Genomic DNA, 18366 nt, shown 5'->3' with positions numbered 1-18366 from the left:
GGCAGCACCATGGCAGCAAGCACGGCTCCGGCCGTCGCCGCAGACGTTCCCGCCGCCGCGTCCGGCCCCCAGCCCCTGACCTTTGCCAAGGCCCTGAACGCAGCGCTCGCGGATGAGCTGGCCGCTGATCCCACCGTGGTGGTCTTCGGCGAGGACGTCGGTCCGCTGGGCGGGGTTTTCCGGATCACCGACGGCCTGACGGCCCGGTTCGGCACCGACCGCTGTTTCGATACCCCGCTGGCCGAATCCGGAATCATGGGCATGGCCGTGGGCATGGCCATGAACGGTCTTCGGCCGGTGGTGGAAATGCAGTTTGACGCCTTCGCGTACCCCGCCTTCGAGCAGGTGGTCAGCCATGTAGCAAAGATGGCCAACCGCACCCGGGGCAAGGTCAAGCTGCCGATGGTCATCCGCATCCCGTACGCCGGCGGCATTGGCGGCGTGGAACACCACTGCGATTCCTCGGAGTCCTACTACGCGCATACCCCTGGCCTGACCGTGGTGGCGCCGGCCACTGTTGCGGACGCGTACTCGCTGCTGCGGGAGGCAATCCGGATGGAGGATCCCGTGGTGTTCCTGGAACCGAAGAAGATCTACTGGAGCAAGGAAACCTTGGACCTCGGACCTGCCCGCCGGGCCGGCGACGAGGCCGTGCGTACCGGCCGGCGCGTCGCCGACGGAATCGGTACGGCTGCCGTGGCGCGCCCCGGCACAGACGCCACCCTGGTGGCCTACGGCCCGTCCGTGTCCACCGCCCTGGCTGCGGCGGCTGCCGCGGAGGCGGAGGGCCGCTCGCTGGAAGTGATCGACCTGCGCTCGATCGTGCCCTACGACGACGCCACGGTGGACGCGTCCGTCCGGCGCACCGGCCGGGCCGTGGTGATCGCCGAAGCTCCGGGGTTTGCCTCCGTGGCCTCGGAGATCGTGGCCCGCATCCAGGAACGCTGCTTCCATTCCCTGGCTGCACCGGTGCTCCGGGTGACCGGGTTCGATATCCCGTATCCCGCGCCCAAATTGGAGCACTGGTTCCTGCCCGGGGTGGACCGGATCCTGGACGCGGTGGACGATCTGCAGTGGGACGAGGACGACGACGGCGTGGACACTGCAGCAGGCACCGGTGCCGCGGCAACAGACGGTACCGGCGCCGGAACCGCAGCGCTCACCGGCGCCGGGACCGCGGAGGACCTGCGATGAGTGTGCGTACCTTTCTGCTGCCCGACCTGGGGGAGGGCCTCACCGAGGCTGAGCTGGTCACCTGGCTGGTTTCGGTGGGTGACACCGTGGTGGTGGACCAGCCGGTAGCCGAGGTGGAAACGGCCAAGTCGCTGGTGGAGGTTCCGTCCCCGTTTGCCGGCCGGGTGGCGCAACTGCACGGTGCTGCCGGGCAGAGCGTCGACGTCGGGCGGCCGCTGATTTCGGTAGACACAGCCGCAACCGCAGCTGAGGCACCCGCTGCAGGACTGGAGACTGCAGCGGCTGTGGGAACCGCCGATGCCGCCGTTTCCGCTGCCGGGGAAGCCTACCGGCAGGAGGAGAAAGCGGGTTCGGGAAACGTACTGATCGGCTACGGCACCCCGGAGACCGGTTCCGCGGCACGGCGGTCCCGGATGTCCAAGCGGCGGGTCCGCTCCGGACCCGGTGTTCCGGCGGCGCCCGTCGTCGCTCCCTCCACAGAACCTGCCGGTGTTCCGGTGCTGCCCGCCGCCGGATTGTCCAGCGGGGCACCGCGCTGCGTTTCCCCGTTGGTGCGCCGCCTGGCACGCGATGCCGGCCTGAAGCTCGCCGATGTTACCGGCACAGGCAGCGACGGCCTGATCCTGCGCCGCGATGTGCACGCTGCCCTGCAGGCCCGGAGCCAGGCAGCCCTTATGCCTGACGCGGTTTCGCTGCCGGTCCCTGCCCCCGGCCAGGTGGTCCCGGCGCCTGATCTGCCGGTCCCGGCCTCTGGCCACCTTGTCCCGGCGTCGGACCTGCCGGGTACCGCAAGCGACCTGCCGGTCCCGGCCTCCGGCCACCCGGAAACCCGCGATGCCCGGACCGGGCTCGACGTCGCCTCCCGCACGCCCGTGCGGGGATTGCGCCGCACCGCTGCAGCCACCCTCGGCCGGAGCCGCCGGGAGATCCCGGAAGCCACGGTCTGGGTGGATGCCGACGCCACCGCCCTTATGGAACTGCGGGCCGATTTGGCCGGGAACGGGCAGCCGGTTCCTTCGCTGCTGGCCTTCCTGGCCCGCTTCACCCTGGCCGGACTGGCGCGGTTCCCTGAACTGAACACCCGCTACGTCCCGGCAGCGGTCCCCGGAGACACCCCGGCGAGCAGCTCCAGCGAAGGCGAGGCGTTTATCGAGGCGTTCAGCGGGATCAACCTGGGCATTGCCGTACAGACACCGCGGGGACTGATGGTCCCTGCAGTCCGGCAGGCAGGCGCTTTGAGTACGCGGGAGCTGGATGCCGAAATAGGCCGGCTTGCCACCGCCGCAAAGGACGGGAAGGCCACTGCCGCCGACCTGACCTCGGGCACCTTTACGCTCAACAACTACGGCGTGTTCGGCGTCGACGGCAGTGCGGCAATCATCAACTACCCCGAGTCGGCGATCCTGGGCGTGGGCCGCATCATCGATAAACCGTGGGTGGTCGGGGGAGAGCTTGCGGTGCGGAAGATGACGGAGCTGACCCTGGTCTTTGACCACCGGGTGTGCGACGGCGGAACTGCCGGCGGATTCCTGCGCTACGTTGCCGACGCCGTCGAAAACCCCGCCCGTGTCCTGGCGGACCTGTAATACATGCCGAATTTCTCCGCCCGCGATAGGTTGGAGCAGGCCGGCGAAAGGGAAAAGCTGACATGACCGAGACACCGCAGCAGCACGTGACGGGCCAGCTGGGCTGGCAGGAGGTGGCCCCCCGGATCTGGGTCCGCCCCAACAAGGCCTTCGCTGTGAACACGGGGCTGGTGATCGGCGACGAGCGTGCGCTCCTCATTGATACCGGTGCCGGGCCCGGGATGGCACAGGAGATATACGACGCCGTCCGGACGCTGACCGACCTGCCGCTGTCCGCGGTGAACACCCATGCGCACTTCGACCACTACTTCGGCAACGCGCTGCTGCTGGCCAACGGCGTCGAGGACATCTGGGCCACCGCGGGGTGCGCCGCCAGCATCCGCGAAAACGGGCACAGCCACCGGCCGCAGGCAGCGGATGCCGAGCCGGAAATGGCTGCCGCGATGGGCGAGCACACCGAAATCGCCGAGCCCACGAAGCTGGTGGAGGACGCTCCGGCAGACCTGGACCTGGGTGGAATCTCCGTCACCCTGTTTCATCTGGGACGCGGCCACACCGACCATGACCTGCTGGTGGGCGCCGGCGAGGTGCTCTTCACCGGCGACCTGGTGGAGCAGGGCGCAGACCCTCAGTTCGAGGATTCGTTCCCCAAAGACTGGATCCGGACCCTGGGGAAGATCACCGCGCTCGAGGACCTCTACTCGGTCATCGTTCCGGGACACGGCAACCCGGTCTCCGTGGACTTTGTCAGCACCCAGATGAACAAGATGCGCACCGCCGTCGCGGTGACGCGCAGCGCCATGGACCAGGCCTCCGTGGACATGACCAAGGCGATTCCCATCCTCCCGTATGGTCCGGACCAGTCCCGGGCCTTGCTGACCCGGCTGCGGACCCTTGCCCGCTGGAAGTGGCTGAAGAAGTAACCGACTCCGGCTCCGCCGCCGGGCAGGGATAGTCTGGGGCCGTGCCCGCGGAAGACTTCAGCCTACGAACCATCGCCGTTCCGGCCTACGGCCCCACCCTGCTCTACGGCCTGGCCACCGGCGCCATCCTGCCCGTGGTGGCCATTACCGCCCGCGGGCTCGGTGCCACGGTGGCGCTGGCCGCGCTGATTATCACCCTTACCGGGGTCGGTTCGTTGCTGACCAATGTGCCGGCCACCGTGGTGACCACCCGGTTCGGCGAAAAGTGGGCGTTGGTGGCAGCCTCCGCGTGGTGTGCGCTGGCCATGGTCCTGGCCGCCGCGGTACCCGTGCTCTGGGTGTTTGCCCTGGCCGTGTTTATGGTCGGCATGGCAGGGTCCGTCTTCGGCCTGGCCCGGCAGAGCTACCTGACCGAGGCCGTGCCCCTGCATTTCCGGGCGCGGGCCCTGTCCACGCTCGGCGGGGTCAACCGCATCGGCGTTTTCATTGGCCCGTTTGCCGCCGCCGGTGCCATCCACTTCCTGGGCACCCCGGGAGCGTACTGGGTGGGAGCCGTTGCCGCTGTCGGAGCCGGTATCCTCAGTTTCCAGGTTCCGGACCTTGCCGTCCGGCCCGGGGCAGGGGGCTCCGCCAAGCCCGGCGGCGGTGCCGGTCCGGGTGCCGGTCCGGCGGGACCGGCACCAACCGTGCGCTCCATCCTGCGCAGCCATGCCCGGGTTTTCCGCACCATCGGTATCGGAGTGCTGCTGATCGCGGCCGTGCGCGCCACCCGCCAGGCCGTGATCCCGCTGTGGGCCCAGCACATCGGACTGGACCCGACCTCCACGGCGTTGATCTACGGGCTGTCGGGGGCCATCGACATGCTGATCTTCTATCCGGCCGGCAAGGCCATGGACACCTGGGGACGGCGGTCGGTGGCGGTGCCGTGCATGCTGATCATGGGTGCAGGGCTGGCGCTGCTGCCGTTGTCCGCAGGACCGACCGGGCTGCTGCTGGCAGCGCTGCTGATCGGATTCGGCAACGGCATCGGGTCCGGAATCGTGATGACGCTGGGCGCGGACTTTTCGCCGTCGCCGGGGCGCCCGCAGTTCCTGGGCATCTGGCGGCTGCTGGCGGACCTGGGCACCATGGGCGGGCCCGGGCTGCTGTCCGCTGTGACCGCCCTCGTCTCGCTCTCGGCGGGCATCGGTGCCACCGCGGTATTGGGCCTGCTTGGCGCCGCGGTGCTGTGGCGCTGGGTTCCCGGGCGGAAGGCCCGTGCATCCGCTAACGCCGGGCAGGGTCCCCGGCCTGTTGGCTGAAGAGCCAGCACGCCATCGCGCTGATCAGGAATCCGACGCCCACGATCAGGGCCAGCCCGGCCCAGAAGTACAGAGGAGCAGCGGTAGCCACGGGCGCTGAATCCCAGCGGGCGTAGAAGTACAGGCCCAGGCTCACAGCGGTCGCCAGGACACCGGGCACGGCGCACAGCACGGCAATCACCCGCGCCTGTCCCTGCGCCGGGCCGGAAACCGGCCAGCGGTTCCATTCCGGGTTGGTCCGCATCATCACCAGCCCGCCCACCAACGTCCACGCCGCCACCACCAGCAGGGAAGCTACGACGTCGGCCGGCCGGTGCCAAAGGTTCAGGAAGGTGGCCGCACCGGCGAGCACGGCGTAGGTGCCGCCGAACAGTGCGGCCAGCGGACGCCACCGGGGAGAGGCCAGCAGGAACACCGCGGCCGCGGCAGAGGCCGCCAGCGTGGTGTGGCCGGAGGGAAGCGAGTTGAAATCCAGGGTCACCACGCCCCGGTCCGGGCGGTCCAGCACCGTCCGTTTCAGCAGCTGGCTGCTGATGTTGGCAGCGGCGAACGTGCCCAGAGCGATCACGGCAGGAGAAATCCGATGCCGCAGGATGGTTACGAAAACCACCACGATCACGGCGATAAACACCGAGATCAGCGGCAGGTTGTCCAGGAAGGAGATAACCGGCAGGTCATCACCGGCACGGATGAGCTCGGCTTCCTTGAAGGCCGATTCATCGGCCAGCTGGCCGGTGGTGGTGCGGACGAAGAACCAGTAGGTGGCGGCGACGCCGGCGGCACAAACAAGGGCGGCAAAAAGGAAGAGCGCCGGATTATGCGCAGCCGGACGTTGGGCGCGGGAGCGCTGGGCCAGCAAATTGCGAGTATCCATTACTTCCAGATTGCCACATCATTTTGATCGTTACCTGTGCCGGGGCGGCATCGGCAGTCTGTGGCCCAAAGCGTAGGCTGGCAGGGTGCCGAACTGGAAGAGTCCTGACCTGTCCGCCCTTCGCGAGGGAGCCCGCGTGGTTTCGATCCCCATGCGGGTGAAGTTCCGCGGCATCCTGCACCGCGAGGCGCTGCTGCTTAAGGGGAAGGCCGGCTGGGGCGAGTTTTCTCCGTTCCCCGAATACGGGGACGCCGAAGCCGTACCGTGGCTGGCATCGGCATTGGAAGCCGCCGGGCAGGGCTATCCGGAGCCCGTGCGTGGCTCGGTGCCGGTCAACGGCACCGTTCCCGCGGTGCCTGTGAGCCAGGTGGAGTCCGTGCTGGCCCGCTTCGGGTCCGTGTCCGCCGTCAAGGTCAAGGTGGCGGAGACCGGACAATCGCCGCAGGAGGACCTGGCCCGGGTGGCCGAAGTGCGCCGGCTGCTGCCCGGCGCCGGGATCCGCGTGGATGCCAACGCCGGCTGGGACGTGCCCACGGCGGTTCAGACACTGACCCGGCTGGCCGAGTCCGGCCTGGAGTACGCCGAACAGCCCGTGGCCGGCATTGAGGGCCTGCGTACTGTGCGGACCGAGCTGGCCCGCCGGCAGGTCCCCGTGCTGATCGCTGCGGATGAAAGTGTGCGCCGGGAAACGGATCCGCTGAAGGTTGCCCGCGAAGACGCCGCGGACCTGATCATCATCAAGGCGGCGCCGCTGGGCGGAGTCCGCCGGGCACTGGAGATTGTGGCGCAGGCCGGACTGCCCGCCGTCGTCAGTTCGGCCATCGACACGTCAGTGGGGATCCGTACCGGGGTGGCCCTGGCGGCTGCGCTTCCGGAGCTGCCCTACGCCTGCGGGCTGGGCACGCTCTCGCTGATGGCCGGGGACATCAGCGAAGAACCGCTGCTGCCCGACGGCGGCGCACTGGCCGTGCGGGACGTGCCGGTATCGGAGGAGTTGATGGACCGCTTTGCCGCGTCGCCTGAACGCACCCGCTGGTGGCTTGACCGGCTGGAGCGGGTGCACGCACTGCTGGCATCCGGGCAGGGCAACCGGCCCGCCGGCGGGGACTGACCCGGAAGGCGGGGACCGGCCCGGCAGGCGCGCCGCCCGCCGGAAGCCGGGATCTAACGGAGCGTATGTCCTGCCGCGTGCAGCAAGTCGCGGGCCCGGGCGTACTGCGGGGACGGAACCATAAGGATGTCCCCGTCAAAGGTGGACACCACAAACACCGGACAGCCGGCGGCGGAGAGCGGCGCCACCAGCGAGGCCACCACCCCGGTCAGTCCGAACGGCATCGGCCCGGAGGCATACAGGGCTGTCCACGGTCCGTCGGTCTGGGCGCCGGGCGGGGCCAGCGCTGCCGGGCAGACGATTGACAGCTCCTGCGGAGTGCGGGTCACGGACACGAATCCGTCCGTGGACGACAGCACGTGCGGCATGGCTTCGAGGGCAGCCTCCGAGGTCGGGGCAAAGCGTGCAATTACGTAGTCGCCGGGGAGGGGATGCAGTTCCACGGAAGGAGTGGGAAGGGGCATGGCCGGTCCTGATTCGTTCTATGCGGAAGGCCCCGACGCCGGGGCCGCGCTGATCGCACTCCGCCATCATTCCAGCAGCAGCCCCTCTTCACCGGTTGGCCGCGTGCGGCGCGCCGATTCCCGGATCGATGTGGAACGGCCCCGAAGCTGACGGCCGCACGTCGAAGTCGAAGATCGCCGTCGGCAGGTAGACAGTGGAACAGGAGTTGGGAATGTCCACGACACCGGAGAGCCGGCCCTCGATCGGAGCGGCGCCGAGCAGCAGATACGCCTGTTCCGGGGAATAGCCGAACTTCGTGAGGTAGTCGATCGCGTGCAGGCAGGCACGCTGGTAGGACAGGTGCGAGTCAAGATAGCGCTGCTCGCCGTCGAGAGTGACAGAGGTACCTGAGAACGCGAGCCACTGGGAGAACTGCGGATCCGTCTCGCCCGGCATAAACACCGCGTTTTCCTGCACGCCGTAGGTCTCCATTCCGTCCTTGATGAGGTCTACCCGCAGGTCGATGAAACCGCCCATCTCGATGGCACCGCAGAAGGTGATCTCGCCGTCGCCCTGGGAGAAGTGAAGGTCACCCACGGAAAGGTTCGCCCCGTCCACAAACACCGGATAGAAGATCCTGCTGCCCTTTGAGAGGTTCTTGATGTCCTGGTTTCCGCCGTTCTCCCGCGGCGGCGCCGTGCGGGCAGCCTCGGCACCCACCCGGGCCCACTCTTCCCGGGGCAGCGACCCCAGCACCGCGTGCTCGGCCTCGGGCGGCAGCGCCAACGGTGGCACGCGCTGGGGATCCGTGGCAATCAGATCCCCCTCGCGCCGGTTCCACTTCCGGAGCAGTGCCGCTGAAGGAGCCGTGCCCATCAGTCCGGGATGGATCAACCCGGTAAACGAGACGCCGGGAACGTGCCGCGAGGTGGCGCGCTGCCCGGTGAAGTCCCAGATGGCTTTGTAGGCGTCCGGAAACTGGTCGGTGAGGAAGCCGCCGCCGTTTCCCCGGGCGAAGATTCCGGTATAGCCCCAGCCCTGTCCGGCCAGCGGGCCGCTGTCCTCCTGCGGAATGGGGCCCACATCAAGGATGTCCACCACCAGCAGGTCACCGGGACGGGCACCTTCGACAGCGAACGGTCCGCTGAGTTTGTGCACGGTAAGCAGGGGAGCGTTGAGGATGTCGTCGGCGGAGTCGTCATTGACGATGGCGCCGTCGAACCATTCCCGGCAATCCACCCGGAAGGAGTCGCCGGGACGGACCGTGGCGACGGGCGGGATCTCCGGGTGCCAGCGGTTGTGTCCGAGGTGTTCCTGGTCTTCGAATTTCCTGGCGGAATCCAGCGAAAAAACGGTCTTCGGCATGTTTGCTCCTTTGCGGGGCCCGGGCCGGCGGCCCCTGACTGGTGGGGGACGGAACTAGTCGGGGCGGGGAAGCTTCCGATGCAGCGGGTTAGGGGAAACCCGGGCGCCGGCACGGTTCGCCTGCGGCGGGCCGACGACGGCGGGTTCGGACGCCGACCGCTCCGTCCCCTCGATCAGCCGGTAGGCGCTGCCGGTGGCAGAGGACAGGTTCGGGGCGGTGAACCGGCGCCGGGAAACTGATCCGCAGGCCGGGCAGGGCAAGGTCCCGGCGGCTTCGCCCAACGCCAGGGACACGTCAAAATCGCCGCAGTCCGGGCAACGGTAGGAGTAGAGCGGCATGGCATCCCTCTCGGCCGGCTGACGCCCGGGCGGTGGTGGTGGAAAACGGTGGAAAACACGGTTCCGCCCCGGTTTGCCCGCCAGCCTAGGGACGGCCCAGGTGTGCGTCAACGCGTGGACAGCCGGATCCGGCCTGACACCCTGCGGATTCCGGGATCACGGTCCGGGGCGGTCCCTGACCCACGCGTCGCCCGGTGCCGGACCCTAGGATGGAAAGGTGACCGGATACCAGCACGACCCCAGCTCATCTTCCGCAGCAGGCCCGTCGGAACCGACGGGAGCAACCAACCTGAGTTCACTGCAGGCGGCCCGCTCCGCCGTTGGTGCCCTGGCCTCCGCCGGGGTCCGCGACGTCGTCCTGGCCCCGGGGTCGCGCAGCGCACCCCTGGCCTACGCGCTGGCGGAGGCGGAACTCCAGGACCGGATCCGGGTCCACGTCCGCATCGACGAGCGGGTGGCCGGGTTTACCGCCCTTGGCCTCGCCCGGGGCGGACGCCGCCCCGCCGCCGTGGTGACGACGTCGGGCACTGCCGTCGGTGAACTGGTGCCCGCCGTAATGGAGGCCCACCACGCCGGCATCCCGCTGGTGGTCCTTTCAGCGGACCGGCCCGCGGAACTGCACGGCACCGGAGCCAACCAGACCACTGTGCAGCCCGGGCTCTTCGCCGGTTTCCCCGCAGTGGCTGCGGATGTCGAAGCGGGCATAGATCCGGCCGGGCCCATCTCCGAAGCGCTGGCCCGGCTGGGCACGGGCATTCCGGTGGGTCCGGTGCACGTCAACCTGCAGTTCCGCGATCCGCTGACCCCCGGCGGCAGTGATCCGCTGTTCCTGGACGCGCCGGAAACCCCGGGCCTGCTCCCGGCGGCGGCATCCGTGCCTGCGGAGGACCAGGTGGCAGCCTCCGAGCCGCCCATGCCGGGAACCCACCGCACGGTGGTGGTGGCGGGCGACGGCGCCGGGGAACTGGCGGCCCTCTTTGCCCTGCGTGCCGGGTTGCCACTGCTGGCCGAACCTTCATCCAACGCCCGCTTCGGCCCCAATGCGGTTGGCGCCTACCGCCTGCTGCTGGGCGGGCTTGCCCCGGAGATCGAGCGTGTTGTGGTCTTTGGCCGTCCCACCCTTTCCCGGCCCGTGGCCGCACTGCTGGCGCGCCCCGACGTCGAGAAAGCGCTGTACCTGCCCCGGCCGGTGAACTGGTTTACTCCGGGACGGCGGCCCGAAACCGTCATCAACACCATCGCCAAGCTGTTCGAGTTCGCCGGAACCGGAGACCCGGGCTGGCTGCACCGCTGGCAGGCGGCGTCCGAGGCAGCAATGGCCACCATCAACAACCTGCTCGAAGGGCAGGCCGACCTGACGGGCCTGCACGTGGCGGACCTCGTCTGGGACGCGTCGGACGCCAACCTGGTGCTGGGGTCCTCCAATGTCATCCGGGACATGGACCTGGTGGCCGCCCCGGATTGGCATCCCTTGGACGTGTACGCCAACCGCGGGCTGGCCGGCATCGACGGCACCATTTCCACCGCTGCGGGCATCGCCCTGGCCAACGGCATCCCGACCCGGCTGCTGCTCGGGGACCTTACCTTCCTGCACGATGCCGGAGCCCTCCTGCTGGGGGACGGCGAACCCGAGCCGGACCTGCAGATGGTGGTGCTCAACGACGGCGGCGGCGGCATTTTCTCCGTGCTGGAACACGGTGCGCTGGGGGAGGACCCGAAGTACACAGCGCTCGTGGAGCGCTTCTTCGGCACGCCGCACCATGCGGACCTTGCTGCCCTGTGCGCCGGGTACGGGGTGCGGCACCAGCTGATCAGGTCCGCAGCGGAATTGGAGGAGGCACTTGCAGCTCCCGTCACCGGACGGTCCGTGCTGGAGGTGCCGGTAGCCCGGGACATGCTCCGCACCCTGCACGCCCGGGTGCAGGCGGCCGTTACCGGGGCCTTGGCGGGCTGACCAAACGTTTTCCGGCAACAAAAACGCGGCCCGCACCGGAGGGTGCGGACCGCGTCTGAGGTGTTGCTGCGGGTCCCCTAGAGGACCTTGGACAGGAACGCGCGCGTGCGTTCGTGCTGCGGGTTGCCCAGGACATCCTCGGGACGTCCCTGTTCCACCACCACGCCGCCATCCATAAAGACCACACGGTCACCGACTTCGCGGGCGAAGCCCATCTCGTGGGTGACCACCATCATGGTCATGCCTTCTTCGGCGAGGTTGCGCATAACGCCGAGCACGTCGCCCACAAGCTCAGGGTCCAAGGCACTGGTGGGCTCGTCGAAGAGCATCATGTCCGGGTCCATGGACAGGGCGCGGGCAATGGCCACGCGCTGCTGCTGGCCGCCGGAGAGCTGGGCGGGGAACGCCTCAGCGCGGTCCGCCAGTCCGACCTTGGCCAGGTTCTTCCGGGCGACCTCCTCCGCCTCGGCCTTGCCGCGGCGCTTGGCCCGGCGCTGGGCCAGGGTCAGGTTGCGCAGCACATTCAGGTGCGGGAAAAGGTTGAACTGCTGGAACACCATGCCGATCCGGGTACGGACCTTGTCCAGGTCGGTGTCCTCATCGGTGATGTCCACGCCTTCCACCATGATGGTGCCGCTGGTGGGCTCCTCCAGGCGGTTGACGCACCGCAGCAGCGTGGACTTGCCGGAACCGGACGGGCCGATGACGCAGACCACTTCGCCCTGGTCCACGTGGAAGTCGATGCCCTTGAGCACCTCGTTGCTGCCGAAGGACTTGTGAAGGTTGCGGACCTCGATGGCAGGGGCGCTGTTCTTATCGACGCTCATGGCTGCTACCTGCCTCTCTGGTTGTGTCGTTCAAGCTTTGCCACCAGCTGGGTCAGCGGCAGGGTGATGATCAGGTACATGAGTGCGGCCAGGACCAGCGGAGTGGCGTTGGCCGACTGGGAAACGGAGTCGCGAGCGAAGGTGGTCAGCTCGCGGTCCTGCAGCGCCATGCCGGCGATGAACAGCAGCGAGGTGTCCTTGATCAGGATGACCAGCTCGTTCGTCAGCGGCGGGGTGATGATCCGGAAAGCCTGGGGCAGGGTCACGGAGACCATGGTCCACATCGGGCTCATGCCCAGCGAACGTGCAGCCTCGGCCTGACCTGCGGGCACCGCCTGGATGCCGGCACGGATGGTTTCGGCAATGTAGGCGCCCGAAACGATGATCAGGGCCAGCAGGCCGGCACCGGCGCTGCCGCCCGGCGGACGCCAGTCAAAGGCGATCGGCACGGCGAAGGCAAACCCGAAAATCACCAGCAGCGCCGGAAGCCCGCGGAAGAGTTCGATGTACGCGGTGGCAGCCCACCGGTACGGCGCCACGGGGGAGAGCTTCATCAGGGCCAGGATCAGGCCCAGGAACAGGCCGCCGGCAAACGCGATCACCGTGTAGATGATCGTGTTCTTGACGGCGACCGTAATGATGGTTGGGAAGGCCTTGCGGGCCACCTCGGCATCGAAGAAGTTCTCGCCAATGGCCTTCCAATCGGCCAGCAGCACCACGGCTGCCACGGCGAGGACAAAGACGGCGTACAGGACGCCTTGGAACAGGCGTCTGCGGGTGGAGGGTTTCAAGTGTGGAGCCTTCCGGAGAAGAGAAAACGGGTCGTCCCGGGCCCGCAGGCCCGGGACGACTCATGGGTGGTTCTGGGCTTATTCGGTGAAGTAGCTGTCGTAGATCTCCTGGTACTTGCCGTTTTCGCGCATCTTGGTGAGCTGCTCGTTGACGGCGGAGACCAGTTTGGTGTTGTCCTTGTCCATGGCAAAGCCGTAGGACTCGTCGGTCTTGTATTCCTCGGCAATGGTGAAGTCGCCGCCCTCGGTGTGTCCGATGTTCACCGGCAGGTCCTGGAGCACGGCGTCCACGTTGCCGGACTGGATGGCCGGGAAGAGCTCGGCGTCGCTCGGGAAGGCAACAATCTCCGCACCCGTGGCGTTATCCCGGGCGTAGGATTCGCCGGTGGTGTTTCCCTGCACCCCGACCTTCTTGCCGTCCAGATCCGCGATGGACTTAATATCGGAATCCGCAGGGACCAGCAGGGACTGCAGAGAGTCGTAGTACGGGTCGGAGAATCCCATGGCTTCTTCGCGTTCCGCCGTAATGGTGATGGCGCTGGCCGACAGGTCGCACTGATTTGCCGCGAGGACCGTACCGCTGGCAATGCCTTCGAAACCGGCGTCCTGGACGGCAAGCTCGAGGTCCAGGCCCGTAGCGATCTCCTTGACGATGTCCATGTCGAAGCCGGTGTACTCACCGTTTTCTTCATACTCAAACGGCACGTAGGGAATGTCGGAGCAGACCGTAAGCGAGCCTTCGGAGACGAGGTTGAACTCGTTTTCGGCGGCAGAACCGGCGTCGTCGTTGGATCCGCCGCATGCGGACAACGAGAAGGCGCCCACGGCCAGGAAGGCCAGGGCGGCAGTACGGGTGTTACGCAACATGGATTACAACCTTACGTCGGGACGGGTGAGCCGGATGCTGTGATCCGGCTCACCCTTTACTGGTATTGGGATGCAGTCTAGAGCGTACGCACCGCATATTTCGGTAACATGTCGGCTACTTTGCGCCGTGGGTCTTGCCTTGAAGCCGAAAGGGGCTGCTACTCAGTGAAGTACTTGTCGTAGAGCTCCTGGTACTTTCCATTCTCCCGGAGCTCGGCGAGCTGGGTGTTGACCTGCTCGGCCAGTTCCTCGCTGCCGGACTTCTTCATGGCGAAGGCGTAGACCTCGCCGGTTTCGAAGGTGGCGGCCACGGTGAACTTGCCGTCCTCGGTGTGGTCCTGATTGACGGGCAGGTCCTGCAACACGGCATCCACGCCGCCGGCCTGCAGGGACTGGAACAGTTCGGCGTCCGTCTGGAAGGACATCACTTCCGCGTCGGCCGGAGCGTTGTCCCGTGCGTAGCTTTCGCCGGTGGTGCCCTGCTGGACGCCTACCTTCTTGCCGGCCAGGTCCTCGAGGGAGGCAATGCCGGAGTCGGCCTTCACCAGGAGGGACTGCAGGGAGTCGTAGTACGGGTCGGAGAAGGCGAGCTTGTCTGCGCGCTCATCCGTCACGGTCATGGCAGCAGCAATCATGTCGCACTGGCGGGCGGCCAGGACGGTGCCGCTCTGCAGGCCGTCGAAGCCGACGTTCTGGACCTGGTACTCGAGACCCATGCCGGTGGCGATTTCACGGGTGAGATCGATGTCGAAGCCGGTGTACTCGCCGTCGACTACGTATTCAAACGGTTCAAACGGGACGTTGGAGCAGACGGTCAGGGAACCGTCGTTGACCATGGCGAGACCGGATTCTTCTTCGGTCCCCCCGCCGCAAGCGGTCAGGGACAGTGCGCCGGCGGCCAGGACGGCGACGACGGCGGTGCGGGCTTTGTGCTGCATGGCGATTTTGAACCTTTGGTCGTGGGCTTGGCCGCAGGAGGAAACCAAACCGTCTCCGGAAGCGGCAACAGGTGGAAGCGGTGAAACGCCTGCTTCCGTGTTTCTATTCTACCCAATGCAAATTTATGCAAAGAACCACTCGGTTATGCAGAACCTCCCTGACGGGTTCAGCCGGGGGCGGTCAGGAGGCCGCGGGGGCCGATGCGAAGTCGTCCCTGCGCACCGGTACCGGGCGCGGACGGTCCACGCCGAGAGCCTCGAGCATCGGCCGGAACTTGCTCCAGGTTTCCTCCAGTTCCGCGGCAGGACTGGAACCGGCGACGATTCCGCACCCTGCATACAACCGGACTTCCGTGGGGCTTTCGATCACTGCACCCCGCAGCGCGATGCCGAATTCGCCGTTGCCCGCGGCATCCATCCATCCCACCGGACCGGCATACGGACCGCGGTCCATGTGTTCAAGTTCACTAATCAATTCCCCGGCCACGCTGGTGGGAAACCCGCATACAGCGGCCGTGGGATGCACTGCTTCCACCAGGGTCAGCGGCGTCGGCACCTGTCCGGCGGCGTCGGGCGCCAGCTGCGCCGAAACATCCGACGCCAGGTGCCAGACGTTCGGCAGCTCCAACACAAAGGGTTCGGTGTGGGAGGTCATGGACGAGGTGAAGGGCTCCAGCGTGCGGGTCAGCGAGTCGATGGCAATCTGATGCTCATGCTGCTGCTTGTCCGATCCGGCGAGTACCCGGGCCGGGTAGTCCGGATCATCCGCCGGGGCGGTGGCGCGGTCGAGGGTGCCTGCCAGGACGCGGGCCTGGGCGGTGCCGTCCTGCACGCGGATCAGCATTTCCGGAGTCGAGCCGATGAGCCCGTCCACGGAATAGGTCCAGCAGTCGCGGTACCGGACCGCCAGCTCGCGCAGCACCTGCGAGGCGACCAGCGGGCTCCCCAGTTCCACCGCGATGTCCCGGGCCAGGACAATCTTGCTCAGGTCCCCTGCCGACACATGGGCCACGGACCGGGCCACGGCGTTCTTCCACTCCGATTCGCTGAGCATCCCCGGGACCACCTTGTCCGCCGGGTCATGCTCGCGGTAGAGCGGCAGGTCTTCGAGATAGCGCGCCAGTGCTGCCTTGGCGGTTTCTTCGTTCAGGACGGCGTCGGGGTCCGACGTCGTATAGGTCACCCAGGACTCGTTGTCCCGCAGCCCCACGACAACCTCGGGAATGATCAGCCGGGATTCGAAGGGGGAGCGCTTGGAGAAAGCAAAGGAACCGAAGGCCACCAGTCCGGTGCCGGGGAGGGTCAGGGGGTTTTCGACGTCGGCGCCGGCCAGGACCGAACGCCACCACTCTTCGGCGCGGGCAAACCGCTCGGGCCCGGTGGAAGTGAAGCGGGCGGCCTCGCCGAAACCCACCAGTCCTTCCTGCTGTCGGATCCAGCACAGCTGCTCGTCAAGAACCAAGTACTCCAGGAGTCCGATGGTGGCGGAAAGCTCACCGACGGGCACTGTCACAGAACGCAGGGTGGTCATAGTAATTCCACATTACTCCGCCGCTGCGCTGCGCCCTGTACCGGAGCCCCGGGACCGAGAGCAACGAGACACCATGCTGAGACACCACACTTCCGTGCTGCGAGGCTGCTGCGGCCTCCCTGCGGCGCGCTGACCGGAGCGGCCGGGGCCCCTGCTGCCGTGCCGACCGGGGTTGCCCGACGGGCTGCCGGGAGCGCCGCCGCCGTGGCGGTTCGGCGGCATCCCCATTGTTTGAGACAATGACAGGGTGAACCGCGCATCGTTGGAAAAACGCCCGGATGAAGTTGCTGCCATGTTTGATGACGTGGCACCTAAATACGACGTCGTTAACGACGTGCTGTCCATGGGACAGACACGCCGCTGGCGCAAGATCGTGGTGGACGCCGTTGGCGCCGTACCCGGTCAGCGGGTCCTGGACCTGGCTGCCGGCACCGGCACGTCAAGCGAGCCCTACGCCGACGCCGGGATCGACGTCGTGGCCTGCGACTTCTCGATCGGCATGCTCACCGTAGGCAAGCGCCGCCGGCCGGACATCGACTTTGTGGCCGGTGACGCCACCAACCTTCCGTTCGAGGACAACTCGTTCGACGCCACCACCATTTCCTTCGGGCTGCGGAACGTGAACGAACCCAAGAAGGCCCTGGCCGAGATGCTCCGCGTGACCAAGCCGGGCGGACGCCTGGTGGTCGCCGAGTTCTCCTCCCCGGTCATCCCGGTTTGGCGGACCATGTACACGGAGTACCTGATGCGCGCCCTGCCGCCGATTGCCCGCAAGGTGGCATCCAACCCGGACGCCTATGTGTACCTGGCCGAATCCATCCGTGCCTGGCCGAACCAGGACGGGCTCGCTGCCTGGATCACCGAAACCGGTTGGGAAGACGTGGCCTACCGCAACCTCACCGGCGGCATTGTTGCCGTGCACCGCGCAGTCAAGCCGGCCGCCCTGTCCGGAGGATCTCCGGCGAAGTGAAGGTCCTTATTGTCGGAGCAGGCCCCGCCGGCTCCACGGCCGCGTACTACCTCGCTTCTGCGGGGGTGGATGTCACAGTTCTCGAGAAGACCGCGTTTCCCCGTGAAAAGGTCTGCGGCGACGGACTGACCCCCCGCGCGGTCCGGGAGATCCAACTGCTCGGCCTGCCGCATGACGAAGCCGAAGGCTGGCGCCGGAACAAGGGACTGCGGCTGATCGCCGGCGGCCGGACGCTTGAACTGCCCTGGCCGGTGCTTTCGGACTTTCCGGACTACGGACTGATCCGCACCCGCCTCGGTTTCGATGAAGCCCTGGCCCGCCATGCGCAGGCCGCCGGCGCTAAAATCCTCGAGCGGCACACCGTCACCGCAGCCATCCGCGGCGAAGACGGCCGGGTGGAAGGCGCCGTCGCCAACGTCCTGGACGAAAACGGCCGCCGTACCGGCGAGCAGCGCGAGTTCTTCGCCGACGTCGTGCTCGCCGCAGACGGCAATTCCAGCCGTACCGCACTGAGCCTGGGTATCGAGAAACGCGACGACCGCCCCATGGGCGTGGCCGTGCGTACCTATTTCGAAAGCCCGCGCAGCAACGACGACTGGATGGAGGGCTGGCTGGAGCTGCCCGACGCGTCCGGCAATCCGCTGCCCGGCTATGGCTGGGTCTTCGGCGTGGGGGACGGCACCTCCAATGTCGGCCTGGGCATCCTGAACTCCTCCAAGGAATTCGGGAAGCTGGACTACCGGAAGGTCCTGCGCGACTGGACCGCCGGCATGCCCGCCGAATGGGGATTCACCCCGGAGAACCAAGTGGGTGAAATCCGCGGCGCCGCGCTGCCCATGGGCTTCAACCGCACTCCACACTACTCACCCGGTCTGCTCCTCTTGGGTGACGCCGGCGGCATGGTCAGTCCCTTCAACGGCGAAGGCATTTCCTACGCGATGGAATCGGCGCGTTTTGCGGCCGAGCACATCATCGAGGGGTCCGGTGCCGCGCTCGCTCCGGGACTGCTGTCCTCGCGGGCAGCGTTCGACGTCGAGCTGCAGGCCTACGCCGGTCATGTCCGGGAGGAATGGGGCAGCCACTTTACGCTCGGCCGCATCTTTGCCTCCATGATCGGCCGTCCCGCGGTGATGAAGCTGGCGCTGCGGACCGGAATGCCGATTCCCGTGCTGATGCGCTTTGTGGTGCGGATGCTGGCCAACCTCACCGACCGCAACTCCAAGGGCATAGAGGATAGAGTGATTGCCTTACTGGAAATGCTGGTCCCGGCGGCGAGCAACCAGGGCGGGCCGGAAAGTTCCCGGCCGTCCCCGCAGCACCCCTGACGGTTATTGCCCACCCGTTCCGACAA

The 18366-nt window shown here is 67.4% G+C and carries 17 protein-coding genes; 8 read left to right on the top strand and 9 right to left on the bottom strand.

Annotated elements, in window-relative coordinates:
- Positions 1 to 9: 9 nt before the first annotated feature.
- The 4 genes from AC5RUF_RS03045 to AC5RUF_RS03030 all read left to right on the top strand — a co-directional run bounded on the left by AC5RUF_RS03045 (position 10) and on the right by AC5RUF_RS03030 (position 5004).
- Positions 10 to 1194 (top strand): alpha-ketoacid dehydrogenase subunit beta, encoded by a 1185-nt coding sequence (locus AC5RUF_RS03045; protein ID WP_494129664.1) that lies wholly within the window; start codon positions 10 to 12, stop codon positions 1192 to 1194.
- A complete protein-coding gene (locus AC5RUF_RS03040; RefSeq protein WP_494129663.1) occupies positions 1191 to 2780 on the top strand; it encodes a dihydrolipoamide acetyltransferase family protein in 1590 nt (529 codons plus the stop codon). Before AC5RUF_RS03045 ends, AC5RUF_RS03040 begins: the two co-directional genes overlap by 4 nt.
- 62 nt (positions 2781 to 2842) lie before the next feature.
- Positions 2843 to 3703, top strand: coding sequence for an MBL fold metallo-hydrolase (locus AC5RUF_RS03035; RefSeq protein WP_494129662.1), 861 nt, complete (start codon positions 2843 to 2845; stop codon positions 3701 to 3703).
- A 41-nt stretch (positions 3704 to 3744) separates the two neighbouring features.
- Positions 3745 to 5004 carry an MFS transporter gene (locus tag AC5RUF_RS03030; protein WP_494129661.1) on the top strand — a complete coding sequence of 420 codons (1260 nt, stop codon included), beginning with the start codon at positions 3745 to 3747 and terminating at the stop codon, positions 5002 to 5004.
- On the opposite strand, the gene AC5RUF_RS03025 is transcribed toward AC5RUF_RS03030, so the two are convergent.
- Positions 4970 to 5878: a phosphatase PAP2 family protein gene (locus AC5RUF_RS03025; protein ID WP_493998346.1), complete on the bottom strand. Its 909-nt coding sequence runs from the start codon at positions 5876 to 5878 to the stop codon at positions 4970 to 4972. The two genes, AC5RUF_RS03030 and AC5RUF_RS03025, sit on opposite strands and share 35 nt — an antisense overlap.
- Positions 5879 to 5963: 85 nt before the next feature.
- On the opposite strand from AC5RUF_RS03025, the gene AC5RUF_RS03020 reads away from it, so the two are divergent.
- Positions 5964 to 6989, top strand: a complete 1026-nt coding sequence (locus AC5RUF_RS03020; protein ID WP_494129660.1) for an o-succinylbenzoate synthase — start codon at positions 5964 to 5966, stop codon at positions 6987 to 6989.
- A 53-nt stretch (positions 6990 to 7042) separates the two neighbouring features.
- Here the strand turns inward: AC5RUF_RS03020 and AC5RUF_RS03015 are convergent, their stop codons facing one another.
- The 3 genes from AC5RUF_RS03015 to AC5RUF_RS03005 all read right to left on the bottom strand — a co-directional run bounded on the left by AC5RUF_RS03015 (position 7043) and on the right by AC5RUF_RS03005 (position 9137).
- A complete protein-coding gene (locus tag AC5RUF_RS03015; RefSeq protein WP_494129659.1) occupies positions 7043 to 7453 on the bottom strand; it encodes an ACT domain-containing protein in 411 nt (136 codons plus the stop codon).
- Positions 7454 to 7541: 88 nt separating this feature from the next.
- On the bottom strand, positions 7542 to 8798 hold the full coding sequence (gene fmdA / locus AC5RUF_RS03010) for a formamidase (protein WP_494129658.1): 1257 nt from the start codon (positions 8796 to 8798) through the stop codon (positions 7542 to 7544).
- Between the two features lie 54 nt (positions 8799 to 8852).
- Positions 8853 to 9137 carry an FmdB family zinc ribbon protein gene (locus tag AC5RUF_RS03005; protein WP_494129657.1) on the bottom strand — a complete coding sequence of 95 codons (285 nt, stop codon included), beginning with the start codon at positions 9135 to 9137 and terminating at the stop codon, positions 8853 to 8855.
- 217 nt (positions 9138 to 9354) lie between these two features.
- Here AC5RUF_RS03005 and menD point away from each other — a divergent pair, with 217 nt between their 5' ends.
- Positions 9355 to 11091 (top strand): 2-succinyl-5-enolpyruvyl-6-hydroxy-3-cyclohexene-1-carboxylic-acid synthase, encoded by a 1737-nt coding sequence (menD, locus tag AC5RUF_RS03000; RefSeq protein ID WP_494129656.1) that lies wholly within the window; start codon positions 9355 to 9357, stop codon positions 11089 to 11091.
- A 77-nt stretch (positions 11092 to 11168) separates the two neighbouring features.
- Here the strand turns inward: menD and AC5RUF_RS02995 are convergent, their stop codons facing one another.
- The 5 genes from AC5RUF_RS02995 to AC5RUF_RS02975 all read right to left on the bottom strand — a co-directional run bounded on the left by AC5RUF_RS02995 (position 11169) and on the right by AC5RUF_RS02975 (position 16045).
- A complete protein-coding gene (locus tag AC5RUF_RS02995) occupies positions 11169 to 11918 on the bottom strand; it encodes an amino acid ABC transporter ATP-binding protein (protein ID WP_493997142.1) in 750 nt (249 codons plus the stop codon).
- Between the two features lie 5 nt (positions 11919 to 11923).
- Entirely contained in the window at positions 11924 to 12709 is a 786-nt protein-coding gene (locus AC5RUF_RS02990; protein WP_494129655.1) for an amino acid ABC transporter permease, read from the bottom strand.
- A 78-nt stretch (positions 12710 to 12787) separates the two neighbouring features.
- Positions 12788 to 13576, bottom strand: a complete 789-nt coding sequence (locus AC5RUF_RS02985; RefSeq protein ID WP_494129654.1) for a transporter substrate-binding domain-containing protein — start codon at positions 13574 to 13576, stop codon at positions 12788 to 12790.
- Positions 13577 to 13734: 158 nt separating this feature from the next.
- The gene (locus AC5RUF_RS02980; protein ID WP_493997145.1) at positions 13735 to 14514 is read right to left on the bottom strand and encodes a basic amino acid ABC transporter substrate-binding protein; all 780 of its coding nucleotides are present in this window, start codon (positions 14512 to 14514) and stop codon (positions 13735 to 13737) included.
- 181 nt (positions 14515 to 14695) lie between these two features.
- Positions 14696 to 16045 carry an isochorismate synthase gene (locus AC5RUF_RS02975; protein ID WP_494129653.1) on the bottom strand — a complete coding sequence of 450 codons (1350 nt, stop codon included), beginning with the start codon at positions 16043 to 16045 and terminating at the stop codon, positions 14696 to 14698.
- 247 nt (positions 16046 to 16292) lie between these two features.
- On the opposite strand from AC5RUF_RS02975, the gene AC5RUF_RS02970 reads away from it, so the two are divergent.
- Both AC5RUF_RS02970 and AC5RUF_RS02965 read left to right on the top strand, forming a co-directional pair.
- A complete protein-coding gene (locus tag AC5RUF_RS02970; protein ID WP_493997460.1) occupies positions 16293 to 17015 on the top strand; it encodes a demethylmenaquinone methyltransferase in 723 nt (240 codons plus the stop codon).
- Positions 17012 to 18340 carry a geranylgeranyl reductase family protein gene (locus tag AC5RUF_RS02965; RefSeq protein WP_493997459.1) on the top strand — a complete coding sequence of 443 codons (1329 nt, stop codon included), beginning with the start codon at positions 17012 to 17014 and terminating at the stop codon, positions 18338 to 18340. The genes AC5RUF_RS02970 and AC5RUF_RS02965 overlap by 4 nt, the downstream gene beginning before the upstream one ends.
- Positions 18341 to 18366: the final 26 nt, after the last annotated feature.

It is taken from the genome of Arthrobacter sp. Y3224198, from assembly GCF_059090025.1.
The sequence above is the reverse complement of the archived record's forward strand: the minus strand, read 5'-3'. Positions and strand labels throughout refer to the sequence as shown.